Here is an 11969-nt window from a genome sequence, read left to right as displayed (position 1 = left end):
GCGATTCATTCTGCACGTATTAGCCAAAGGTATTAAACCTAATACCAAAGTATCAACTTGTAGATTTTTTAATCAGATTAGATCGGGTTAAATCACTCCATCGAAACGAGATACCAAATACATAAACACCGAGGAACTGACCATGTTGAAAATTGTTAAAGCTTCTATCGCTATTGCTACTACTTCTATTATCTTCGCTGCGCCTGCTCAAGCTGACGTTGCAGAAGCATTGCAAAATATCTGCACTATCGTTAAAGCAGATGATAAAGGCGAACTGCGTAAAAAAATGAAACGCGTTCAGTCTGACTACCGTCTTAAATTACAAGATTACTATTCAGGCATCAGCTGCGGCGGTAACAGCTTAATACGCACAGCTATGCTAAATGATGCCGTAGAGACTGGCACACTGATGGTAAAAAAGATGCCAAAGAGCGATTTAAGTTCACCAGAGCAAGACGGTAAAACAGTGGTGGCTTGGGCCACAGAAAACGGTTTAACAGGGTCGCCTATTGTTGCGGTATTGAACGACCGTATCTAATCACTACACTTATAAAAGTTTCAACATGGTAAGTCAGGTAGCGCTACCTGACTCCCTTAAAACCGGCCTCTTATGAGGCCGTTTTTTTATATCCCTGAAAAGTCCTCACATCAATACCAATAAACTAATTCTCCCTAACCGATAATTTACGCAAGTTGGTGATAATTAACTTTAATCAATTGATAACTTGCCCATTAGTGATAATGTTAAACACAATATCGAGTAGACTACCCGCGTCTCTTTAGGAACGTGTATTCGCCTATCGGTCGGAACACCAACATTTTTTACTTTCATTTACCCTAGCCTGTAGTGGAAGTGTTGTGCGAGATACAAAATGACGGATCAGTTAGTACAGAATTATAAGTACCGCAGAGATATCATGGTCGTGTTGCTTATAGTGACCTTTCTCGGTGGCGTTATCTTCTCGATAATCAATTTTTATCGAGGTTTATGGTCTCTTGCGTCTATTGAATTATCCTACGGGGTATTTTCACTTTGGCTTTGGTTTAGGATCCAGAACACCAAGCACTTTCAGCGCTGGGTTACCATTTATGTGGTGCCGTTTTTTATCATTATGATTTATGGGCTGTCACTGCCCCAATCATCTGAATCTATTTTCGTATGGATATTAACCATCCCCGTTATTTCATACCTTTTGATGGGTCGAGTCAGAGGGTTCTGGTTTTCAACGACTTTCATTATTTGTGGTATTTTTGCCTATCACTGGCGCTTTATTCGCGAAGACCACCTGTTGTCACTCAATGTCGCTATATCCACCAACGTGATATTGAGTTCTCTTTTAATGATGGCATTCGCCCATGTCTATGAACGGACAAGAGAAGAGAACGAAGGGCGTCTTTTATCGCTTGCCGGCACAGATCCACTCACCGGCCTCGCGAACCGCATGAAGCTCAATGAAGGGTTTCAACAACTTAGCGCCCTAGCCACTCGCCACAATACGCCTCTAACCGTTGTGTTGTTTGATTTGGATTTATTTAAAACCATTAATGATGTCCACGGACATTCAGTAGGTGATGATGCGCTTCGCCATGTGGCGTCATTTTTACGCAAAAATACCCGTAAAACTGACCTATTAGCCAGGTTCGGTGGCGAAGAGTTCGCCCTAATAATGGTAGCGACCCCCATAGAAAAAGGTTTTACACAAGTTGATGAATTGCGTAAAAAGCTAATGAGTACGCCTTTCTCAACCACTAAATGTGACATTAAAATTACCCTAAGTGCTGGATTGTCTACTTACGGTGCTGACGGGGAGGATTTAAACCAACTGCTAAATAAAGCAGATAGACGTTTATATTATGCCAAAGAAAATGGCCGTAACCAGGTCATCGCTTCTGATGATGGAGCCAAGTAATAATATGGCCCGCGCGAGCTATTTTTTACGATAGCTAACGCATTAAAAATACCGCGCCAAACTTTCCCCCTTAAGATAAGTTCGTGTCGGATATCATCAAGCTTTCTACGCTGTAAGAAAGCGCTTAATCGCAGAGTTTACCTCGTCAGGTTTCTCATGATGTAGCCAGTGAGTTGCATCGCTAAAACGCACAATTTCACAATCCGGTACGTAGGCCTCAATTCCTTGTAAAACGTCTGTGACAAACGCTTCATCTTGCTCCCCCCACAAAATCAATGTCGGCATCTCAATTCGAATATTGGGGATCTTGAACCCGTTGGGCTCGCTTTCAGACGTCTGTTTTACGTCATTAATAACTGTCTCTGCAGCTTCTACCGGAGGTAATTGAGGCATGGCGCGATAATACTGCAGCATTCCGTTAACGGCGCCAGGTTGCTTCCACGCACGTATGTACTCTGCTTTTTGACGCTCACTAAACTGAGTCTCATGCATTCCCTCAAACAACATACTTCTTAACATCGAAAAATCGTCACTCTTCACAAACTCGACACCATTGTCAGCGACAAGCTGATGAATATAAGCGCTTTTTTGTCTCTGTTGTGGGTTGCTCGCCATTTCTCGGGTAAACGTGCTTGGGTGCGCCGCATTTAAAATAATCAACTTATTGAAAAGTTGCGGGTGAAACGCGGCCAATGGCCATGCTATAGCCCCGCCCCAATCATGGGCGACCAAGTGCATTGGATTATCTTGGCTTACTTTTTCCACAAATTTGGCGTACAAAGCAATAAGGTTCGGCACCGTATAGGCAGCTAATTGACTTGGTTTATCGCTTAAGTTGTAGCCCATCAAGTCAGGCACAATGACGTGATATTGCTCACGAAAATACTCGATTTGTGCCTGCCACGTGCCCCAGTATTCAGGGAACCCATGCAGGAAAACAATGGTTTCGGGATTGGGGTTATCGCTGTGACACGCCGCTTCGACGTAATGCAATGACACGCCGTTTATATCCGCGTAATGATGACTAATAGGCATCGTCTGTCCCTTTAATAAAAAAGGCGAACGCTTTCACATGAAAAGGTTCGCCTTTGCTTATTCTAATGAATAAGTGAAGTGTTATGCACCTAGATCGAATTGATCAACTGGCATGCTCATTAAGCTGTCAGATCCGGTTTCGATTGCTGACACAAGCGAGCGCGTACGGGTTAACAAACGGTCGAAGTAAAACTTAGCCGTATGTAACTTCGCTTGGTAAAAATCAGCGTTATCTGCACCTGCATCAAGTTTTTCTTGGGCTAATACGGCCATTTTCAGCCAGAAATAACCTACCGTCACGTAACCAGAATACATTAGGTAATCAACTGAAGCAGCGCCTAGTTCATCAGGGTTTTGTGCTGCACGTTTAGTAATATCGACCGTGATTTGCTTCCACTCATCAAGGTGTACTTCAATTGCATTTGACCATGCATTGAATTGACCTTTGTCACGGATGCTGACACAGAAATCACGTACTTCTTGAGTGAACACTTCAAGCAATTTACCGTTTGAGCCAACCACTTTACGCGCCAGCAAATCGATCGCTTGAATACCCGTAGTGCCTTCATACATAGTACAAATACGCGTATCACGGGCCAACTGCTCCATGCCCCACTCTTTGATGAAACCGTGTCCACCGAAAACTTGCATACCGTAACTAGTTGATTCTTGTGCCGTTTCAGTTAAGAAGGCTTTCACAATCGGCGTTAAGAAAGCGAGTTTAGCTTCGCTTACTTGTTTAGCGGCTTCATCTTTACTGTATAGGGTAATATCAACCAACTTCATGGCATAAATCGCCAGTGCACGGTTGCCTTCAGCAAAGGCTTTTTGGGTTAATAACATACGGCGTACATCAGGGTGCACTATGATTGGATCTGCAGGCCCATCTGGGTTCTGCACACCTTTCATTGAACGAAACTGCAAACGGTCTTTCGCGTATGCTAAGGCACCTTGAAACGCCGTTTCGCTAGATGCCAAACCTTCAAGGCCGGTGCCGATGCGTGCCGAGTTCATGAAGGTAAACATGCAGTTCAAACCGCGGTTTTCTGTGCCCACTAAATAGCCTTTTGCGCCATCAAAGTTAATCACGCAGGTGGCAGAACCTTTGATACCCATTTTGTGCTCAATTGAACCACACGTAACGGCGTTACGATCTACGTTTTCACCGTCTGGGCTCACATTGAATTTAGGTACAACGAACAAAGAAATCCCTTTCGTGCCTTCTGGCGCATCAGGTAAGCGTGCGATAACAATATGCACAATATTTTCAGACATATCATGCTCACCGGCTGAGATAAAAATCTTAGTGCCGGTTAAGTTGTAGCTACCATCATCGTTTTTGACGGCCTTCGTTTTAAGCATGCCAAGGTCAGAGCCACAATGAGGTTCGGTCAAACACATAGTGCCCGTCCATGTACCTGCGACTAATTTGTGCAAAAACATCTTCTGTTGCTCTGGCGTACCGTGTGCTTCAAGTGTCGCCATACAACCTTGGCTTAAACCTGGGTACATGGCCCATGAATGGTTTGCACCAGAGAGCCACTCGCCTAACGCAGATGAAAGTGAATACGGCAATTCTTGACCACCAAATTCAGCAGGGTGTGTCATTGATGGCCAACCGCCCTCAACATATTGCTGGTAAGCTTCTTTAAAACCTGTAGGCGTGGTCACCACTGAGTTTTCCCAGGTACAGCCTTCGTCATCACCTACCGCATTGAGCGGAGCCAATACGTTTTCGCTGAACTTCGCAGCTTCAGAGAAAATCGCTTCAACCATATCGGGTGATGCATCTTCAAAGCCAAGATCTGCATAGTGCTTTTCAAAGCCAAGTAGTTCGTTCATCACGAACAACGCATCTTTCTGCGGCGCTTTATAACCTTCCATTTTTGTAACCTCTTTTGCATTTTGGCGCCCCTAAGGGCGCCTAAAATTTAATAAACTTCGAACAAACCTGCCGCACCCATGCCGCCGCCGATACACATGGTACATACCACGTATTTCGCTCCACGGCGCTTACCTTCGATAAGCGCGTGACCCACCATACGTGCACCACTCATACCGTAAGGGTGACCGATTGAAATGGCGCCACCGTTAACGTTAAGCAATTCATCAGGAATACCCAACTTGTCACGGCAGTACATTACTTGAACAGCGAACGCTTCGTTAAGCTCCCATAAACCAATATCGTTCATCGTTAGGCCATGTTGCTTAAGCAACTTTGGAATAGCGAATACTGGACCAATGCCCATTTCATCTGGTTCACAACCGGCTACTGCGATACCGCGATAAGCACCTAATGGCGTTAAGTTTTGTTGCTCGGCTAACTTAGAATCCATTAGTACACTGGCTGATGCACCGTCAGACAACTGACTTGCATTACCCGCCGTGATCACGCCGCCTTCAATAACCGGCTTAAGGCTTTTGAGACCTTCAAGCGTGGTCTCTGCGCGATTACCTTCATCTTTACTTAACGTTACTTCTTGAAAACTTTCTTCTTTTGTCTCGCGGTCAACAATCACTTTAGTGGCTGTCACTGGCACGATTTCATCGTCAAATTTACCAGCGGCTTGACCTGCTGCGGTGCGCATCTGGCTTTGTAGTGCATACTCATCCATTGCATCGCGGTCGATACCGTAACGTGCAGCAACCACTTCAGCGGTCTGTAGCATAGGCATGTAAATGTTTTTATGCATTTTAGCCAACGCTGGATCAACCATGCGATGAGTATTCATGTATTTGTTTTGAACCAAACTAATTTGGTCAAGACCACCAGCTACCATCACAGGTACGTTGTCCGTGATGATGTGCTTAGCGGCAGTCGCGATAGCGTACATGCCCGAGCTACATTGACGGTCCAGGGTCATACCTGATACCGATGTAGGTAATCCACCAGCAAGACCGGCTAAACGACCAATGTTCATGCCGCCGCTACCTTGAGTTAATGCACTACCCATGATCACATCATCTACTGAGGCAGGGTCGATACCGGATTTCTTCACTGCTTCGCGAATAGCGTGACCGCCCATGCTTGGCGCTTCAAGATTATTAAACGCACCTTTATAAGCACGGCCAATTGGAGTTCTTGCGGTTGATACTATGACTGCTTCTTTCATCATTTTTCTCTCTATTTAATCGGTTAAGTAGGTGTTACTGTTTGAAATCTGCAAAGCGTTTGCCTTGCTCAGCCAGTTGTTTCAACAACGGAGCTGGTTCAAACCAGTGGCCGCCGTACTCACCTAATTCATCGCGATATTTACACATCGCGTCATAAACTTTTTTCAAGCCAATTTCATCTGCGTATTGCATAGGACCGCCGCGGTAAACCGGGAAGCCGTAACCATAAACATAAATAACATCGATATCGCTTGATTTAGCGGCAATACCTTCTTCCAAAATCAATGCACCTTCGTTAATCAAAGGGAAGATAATGCGCTCTAGAATTTCTTGGTCTGAGATGTCACGTTGGGCAATGCCTAAACGTGCGGCCTCTTCTTTTGCCATTTCAACCACTTCAGGGTCAGGGATCGGCATTCTGTTACCCGGCTCATACATATAAGCACCGCGACCAGATTTAAGACCCACACGACCTTGTTTTACCAAGCGGTCAGATACAACACAGTAACTCGGATCATGGGCAATAAACTCACGTCGTGATTCGCGTACGTAAAAACCGATGTCTAAGCCTGCCATGTCTCCCATGGTGAATGGGCCCATAGGCAAACCAAAGTCGTAAATCACTTTGTCGATTTGCTGCGGTGTAGCCCCTTCAAGCATTAAGCGAGCGGCTTCACGGCCGTACGGTTCGATCATGCGGTTACCCACAAAGCCGAAACAAACACCAACCAGCACAGCGACTTTATTGATTTTCTTTGCCATCTGCATACAGGTTTTGATTACGTCTGCAGAGGTTTTTTCTGCTTTGACGACTTCAAGCAGTTTCATCACGTTAGCTGGGCTAAAGAAGTGCAAACCAATCACATCTTCAGGACGTGATGTAGACGCCGCAATTTCGTTGACATCTAAAGTAGAGGTGTTTGAAGCGAGTATGGCGCCTTTCTTACATACTTTATCCAGTGCACCGAATACTTCTTTTTTGACTGACATCTTTTCGAACACGGCTTCAATAACTAAATCTACGTCGCTTAGTGCTTCGTATTCAGTTGAGCCTTGCAATAACGCCATGCGCTCTTCAACAGCTTGTTGGGTAAGCTTGCCTTTCTTAGCGGAGTTTTCGTAGTTCTTACGAATAAGCGCAAGGCCCTTGTCCAATGCCTCTTGCTTAAGTTCAAGCATGATGACCGGTATACCAGCATTGGCGAAGTTCATAGCGATACCGCCGCCCATGGTGCCTGCGCCAATAATGCCGACCTTTTTGATATCACGGGTAGGTGTGGATTTGTCGTAATCGCTCACGTGAGCAGCCGCGCGCTCTGCAAAGAAAAAGTGCTGCTGTGCGCGAGCTTCTTTTGAGCCCATGCATTCCATGAACAATTCACTTTCACGCACCAAGCCTTGTTCAAATGGCAACGAAACAGATGCTTCAACAGCTTGGATACAACGCTCAGGGGCAAAAAATCCGCGAGCTTGCTTTTTAAGGCCTTGACGATATTGAGCAAATAGCTCATCAGGCGCGCTAGCTTTATCAATAGCCACATCAGAGGTTTTGCGCACCTTCGCACCCTCAGCAACCACCTTTTGGACAAATGCCATTGCTTCACTGAGTAAGTTTGTTGGGTCTTCAACTATTAAGTCAAATACACCTGCTAACTTGCTGGCTTTTTCTGGGCGTCCCGACACTATCATATCGAGTGCTTTTGCCACGCCTGCTAAACGAGGAAGGCGCTGAGTACCGCCCGCGCCAGGTAATATACCTAAATTCACTTCTGGCAAGCCAACCTTGTTACTGGCAAACGTAACGCGATAATGACATGAAAGCGCCACTTCTAGACCACCACCAAAAGCAGGGCCATTGAGTACGGCAATAACTGGCTTACTTGCATTTTCGATAACATCTAAAACGGTAGGTAGATGCGGCTCTAAATTACCGCCAGAAAATTCACTGATATCAGCACCGCCAGAAAACAATGCTAACTTAGATGAGATTACAATCGCTTCGACCTGATCGTTGTCCAGCGCTTGGTTAATGTTTTCAATTAAGCCAACACGAACTGACTTAGATAACGCATTAACCGGTGGGCTCTGCATATACAAAACCGCGACATTTCCTTGTACTTCAGCTATCACTGCTTGACTCATAAACACCTCTTACCAGATAAATTAGTAAACGAATACTAGGTCAGGGAGTTGAATCATCCAAATTTATTGGTTTTATATTGATTAATAATTAGAGGTAATAACGTAGAAAAATTCAACTGCCACATATTATTCATTAAATTCATACTTCTGCATTAATTTAGGCGAGTTGACTTTTGATGAGCCAAATGATTTTCTAATACTCCGTTTACAAAATTAACAAAGCACTTACACACCGTTATTTGCACAACGTTAGGAAGTCATTAATGCAATATTTACGCACCTCAGACGACTGTTTCGAAGGTTTGTCGGGTTACTCGTTCGCGCCTCATTATATAGAAGTAGACGATTTTGAAGGCGGCAACTTACGCATGCACTACCTAGATGAAGGTAGCAAAGAAGGTGAAGTGGTCTTAATGCTTCATGGTGAACCATCGTGGAGTTATTTATACAGAGATATGATCAAACCCATTGCCGATAAAGGCTATCGGGTCATTGCTCCTGACTTAATTGGTTTTGGACGTTCTGATAAACCCACCCAGCGCTGCGACTATACCTACCAGCGGCATCTCGATTGGATCCGTAACATTCTTACACAACTTAATTTAAAGCAAGTCACATTAGTCTGCCAAGATTGGGGCGGCTTGCTCGGGTTGCGTTTAGTGGCTGAGCACCCAGAGTTGTTTGCACGTGTATTAGCAGCAAACACTATGCTACCCACCGGCGATCATCCCCCAGGTGAAGCCTTTATGAAGTGGCGCGCTTTTTCTCAAGAAGTACCTGAATTTCCGGTTGCAGGGATTATAAAAGGCGCCACAGTGACAGCGTTAACCACTGACGTACTAAACGCTTACGATGCGCCCTTTCCTACTGAAGAGCACAAAGCAGGCGTGCGCCAATTCCCTTTATTGGTGCCTGCGACAACAGACGACCCACAAACGCAGAACAATCGCAAAGCGTGGCAAGTTCTACAGCAATTTAACAAGCCTTTTATCACGGCGTTCAGCGATAGCGACCCGGTTACCGCTGGCGGCGATAAAATAATGCAAAAACTGATCCCTGGCACTCAAGGTCAGTCTCACACCACGATCACGCAGGGCGGGCATTTTTTGCAAGAAGATCAACCACAGCAGTTAGCGAAAGTATTACTGCAATTTATTAACGACAACCCCATTTCAACAGATTAAAAGCGAGTATCAACATGGATTCATTATTAGATTTTAGCGGTCAAGTGGCATTAATTACGGGTGCAGGCAGTGGCTTCGGTCGTTTATTGTCAAAAGGGTTAGCTGAGCGTGGTTGTAAGTTGGTGATCAGCGATATCGACCCAAAAGGTTTAGCCGAAACAGTTGAAGGCCTGAGTGAATTTGCAGATAGCATTGTCGCGCAGCATTGCGATGTATCAAAAGAAGCTGATTGCAAAGCCATGGTTGACAGCGCGATGGACAAATTTGGTCGAGTGGACATTGGCGTCAACAACGCAGGCATCGCTCACAGCATGGCACCTATGCACACCCTTGATGAAGCGACCATGGACAAACAAATGGACGTGAACGTCAAAGGCGTTATGTTCGGCATGAAGTACCAAATTGAAGTCATGCTTAAACAAGGTAGCGGTCATATTCTAAACGTGAGTTCACTTGCTGGTCTGGGTGGTGCACCGAAAGGCGCTGCTTACTCAGCAGCAAAACACGCGGTTATCGGGTTAACCAAAACGGCGGCGATTGAATATGCACGCAAAGGTATCCGCGCAAACTCAATATGTCCTTTCTATACTCCAACCAATATATTGAATATTGACGGTGAAATATCGCAAGAAGGCATTAATCAATTAGCAGTAGGTTGCCCGATGAAGCGCCTTGCTACGCCCCAAGAAATTGTTAACGCCATGCTATTAGTGCTTTCACCCGGCAACACCTACATGACAGGTCAATCTATCGCCCTTGATGGTGGTGTGACTGCTTGGTAGTAACGAAAAACTAGCTATTAACTAATGTATTAAAAGGGGCAATCTAATTGCCCTTTGATGTGAATAAGGAACCGTAAATGCAAGCTCTAATGATGAACTCACAGTTGATGATTTCAAACATTTTAAAACACGCTGAGAGGAACTATCCAAAGCGTGAAATCGTCTCTGTTACCTCTGACAATCCGCGCCACCGTTATACCTACAAAGATTTAGCGACGCGTACCCGTAAGTTAGCCAACGCGCTTGCGTCATTGGGTGCTAAGTTTGGAGATCGCATCGGCACGCTAGCATGGAACGACTACCGCCACTTGGAGCTTTATTACGCCGTGTCAGGCAGTGGTATGGTGTGCCACACCATCAACCCTAAATTGTTTCCAGAGCAGGTTAACTACATCATTAATCACGCAGAAGACAGATTCATTTTTGTTGACGTATTGGTCATGCCATTAGTCGAGGCCCTTGCCCCTCATCTGCCCAAAGTAGAAGCGTTTATCGTGTTGACCAGTAAAGCCAATATGCCTGATACCACGCTTGAAAATGTGTTTTGCTATGAAGAACTCATTGCTGACCAGTCTAGTGATTTTACATGGCCTGAGTTTGATGAAAACACCGCCAGCGGGATGTGTTACACATCAGGCACCACAGGTAACCCTAAAGGCGTGGTGTACAGCCATCGTTCAACATTACTGCACGCTTATGCCGGGGCGCTACCTGATGTAACTAATGCATCAGGTCGAGAAACCGTGTTACCAGTGGTCCCCATGTTTCACGTCAATGCCTGGGGTTTACCCTACGCTACCATTATGACTGGTGCTAAATTGGTGATGCCTGGTCCTAAAATGGGTGATGGCGAGACACTCCACGACCTGATTGAAACTGAGAAAGTCACGTTTAGTTCTGGTGTACCCACTATATGGTTGGCTCTACTGACCTATTTAGATAAAAGTGGTAAAAAAATACCTTCTCTTAGCCGAGTAACGGTAGGCGGCGCGGCTTGTCCTCGCGCCATCATTGAGCGTTTCAAAGACAACCATGACACTATGGTGTATCAGGGTTGGGGTATGACAGAGACAAGCCCTCTGGGAACATTCTTTGGTTTACAACCCGGTATGGAAGACTACACAGATGAGCAAATCACTGACTTACAAACCCTGCAGGGCCGCGGTGTATTTGGTATCGAAATGCGTATCGTCGATGAAGACAACAACGAATTACCTTGGGATGGTGTCGCGTTTGGCGCCTTAAAAGTTCGAGGCCCATGGGTGATAAGTGGCTATTACGGCATGTCGCAAACACCGGGCGAAGAAGGCTGCCCGGTAGATGATAAAGGCTGGTTTGATACCGGTGACGTAGCAACAATTAATGCCGATGGGTATATGCAAATTACCGATCGCACCAAAGACGTGATTAAATCTGGCGGCGAATGGGTAAGCTCTATCGATATTGAAAATGCAGCCGTTGGCCATCCAGCTATCGCAGAAGCTGCGGCCATTGGTCGTTATCATCCTAAGTGGACAGAACGCCCGTTATTGATTGCAGTACGTAACCCAGATTCACAGGCCACAAGTGCTGAAATATTGAGTTTCCTAACCGACAAATTGCATAAATGGTCTTTGCCTGATGATGTGGTATTTGTAGATGAACTGCCCCACACTGCCACAGGTAAATTGAACAAGCTGGCACTGCGTAAATCCTTCGAAGATTATGAGTTTCCTGAAGCGGGTTAATTTTTGAATCTATTTTAGAAATTCAATGTCACCATCACGTAAAAAGGCTCAGCAATGAGCCTTTTTGCTTTCCTC

At 45.3% G+C, this 11969-nt stretch carries 9 protein-coding genes; 5 read left to right on the top strand and 4 right to left on the bottom strand.

Annotated elements, in window-relative coordinates; translation table 11 throughout:
* Positions 1-142: 142 nt before the first annotated feature.
* Together AC0L6N_RS07690 and AC0L6N_RS07685 are read left to right on the top strand one after the other, a co-directional pair.
* A complete protein-coding gene (locus AC0L6N_RS07690) occupies positions 143-538 on the top strand; it encodes a DUF3718 domain-containing protein (protein WP_011574735.1) in 396 nt (131 codons plus the stop codon).
* 334 nt (positions 539-872) lie between these two features.
* Complete coding sequence (locus tag AC0L6N_RS07685) at positions 873-1910, top strand: GGDEF domain-containing protein (RefSeq protein ID WP_473480263.1); 1038 nt, start codon at positions 873-875, stop codon at positions 1908-1910.
* A gap of 105 nt (positions 1911-2015) precedes the next feature.
* On the opposite strand, the gene AC0L6N_RS07680 is transcribed toward AC0L6N_RS07685, so the two are convergent.
* From AC0L6N_RS07680 to AC0L6N_RS07665, 4 genes are all read right to left on the bottom strand, one after another.
* The gene (locus tag AC0L6N_RS07680; RefSeq protein ID WP_473480261.1) at positions 2016-2945 is read right to left on the bottom strand and encodes an alpha/beta fold hydrolase; all 930 of its coding nucleotides are present in this window, start codon (positions 2943-2945) and stop codon (positions 2016-2018) included.
* A gap of 81 nt (positions 2946-3026) precedes the next feature.
* Positions 3027-4829, bottom strand: a complete 1803-nt coding sequence (locus tag AC0L6N_RS07675; protein ID WP_011574732.1) for an acyl-CoA dehydrogenase C-terminal domain-containing protein — start codon at positions 4827-4829, stop codon at positions 3027-3029.
* Positions 4830-4876: 47 nt separating this feature from the next.
* Entirely contained in the window at positions 4877-6058 is a 1182-nt protein-coding gene (locus tag AC0L6N_RS07670) for an acetyl-CoA C-acyltransferase (RefSeq protein ID WP_041714374.1), read from the bottom strand.
* 34 nt (positions 6059-6092) lie between these two features.
* Entirely contained in the window at positions 6093-8201 is a 2109-nt protein-coding gene (locus AC0L6N_RS07665; RefSeq protein WP_473480259.1) for a 3-hydroxyacyl-CoA dehydrogenase NAD-binding domain-containing protein, read from the bottom strand.
* A 263-nt stretch (positions 8202-8464) separates the two neighbouring features.
* On the opposite strand from AC0L6N_RS07665, the gene AC0L6N_RS07660 reads away from it, so the two are divergent.
* The 3 genes from AC0L6N_RS07660 to AC0L6N_RS07650 all read left to right on the top strand — a co-directional run bounded on the left by AC0L6N_RS07660 (position 8465) and on the right by AC0L6N_RS07650 (position 11894).
* On the top strand, positions 8465-9385 hold the full coding sequence (locus AC0L6N_RS07660; RefSeq protein ID WP_473480257.1) for a haloalkane dehalogenase: 921 nt from the start codon (positions 8465-8467) through the stop codon (positions 9383-9385).
* A gap of 14 nt (positions 9386-9399) precedes the next feature.
* Positions 9400-10167 (top strand): SDR family NAD(P)-dependent oxidoreductase, encoded by a 768-nt coding sequence (locus AC0L6N_RS07655; protein ID WP_473480255.1) that lies wholly within the window; start codon positions 9400-9402, stop codon positions 10165-10167.
* A 77-nt stretch (positions 10168-10244) separates the two neighbouring features.
* A complete protein-coding gene (locus tag AC0L6N_RS07650; RefSeq protein WP_473480253.1) occupies positions 10245-11894 on the top strand; it encodes a long-chain-fatty-acid--CoA ligase in 1650 nt (549 codons plus the stop codon).
* The last annotated feature ends 75 nt before the right edge of the window (positions 11895-11969 follow it).

Source organism: Paraglaciecola sp. G1-13 (genome assembly GCF_055809255.1).
Note: the sequence above shows the minus strand (reverse complement) of the source record. Positions and strands in the feature narration are given on the sequence as shown.